Raw genomic sequence first — 601 nt, forward strand, 5'->3', positions numbered from 1 at the left:
GCTGTTTGACAGGGTGTTGAGGGCACTGGCGAGGTCGGGGAGGAAGGCGTCCGGCCGCGCCTCGGCCAGCTGGCGGTAGCTCGCCACTGCCTCCTCGATCGCCCCCAGCGCCGCCTCGCGCCGGCCGAGGTCGGCGAGGCGGACGGACAGGTTGTTGAGGGCCCCGACGAGGTTGGGGAGGAAGGCGTCCGGCCGCGCCTCGGCCAGCTGGCGGCGGATCGCCACCGCCTCCTCGATCGCCGCCAGCGCCGCCTCGCGCCGGCCGCGCTCGGCGAGGCTGTTGGACAGGTTGTTGAGGGCCATGGCGAGGTCGGGGAGGAAGGCGTCCGGCCGCGCCTCGGCCAGATGGCGGTAGCTCGCCACTGCCTCCTCGCTCGCCGCCAACGCCGCCTCGCGCCGGCCGAGGTCGGCGAGGCGGACGGACAGGGTGTTGAGGGCACTGACGAGGTTGGGGAGGAAGGCGTCCGGCCGCGCCTCGGCCAACTGGCGGTAGCTCGCCACTGCCTCCTCGATCGCCCCCAGCGCCGCCTCGCGCCGGCCGAGCGCGGCGAGGCTGTTGGACAGGTTGTTGAGGGCCATGGCGAGGTCAGGGAGGGATCGG

1 protein-coding gene is annotated in these 601 nt (G+C 74.5%); it reads right to left on the reverse strand.

The window, feature by feature from the left end; genetic code table 11:
* Positions 1 to 579: tetratricopeptide repeat protein (locus E2C05_RS32345; protein WP_240047003.1), on the reverse strand; the 579-nt coding region annotated here is incomplete at its 3' end.
* Positions 580 to 601 lie beyond the last annotated feature (22 nt).

It is taken from the genome of Paracraurococcus ruber, assembly GCF_004353985.1.
Lineage (GTDB): Bacteria > Pseudomonadota > Alphaproteobacteria > Acetobacterales > Acetobacteraceae > Paracraurococcus > Paracraurococcus ruber.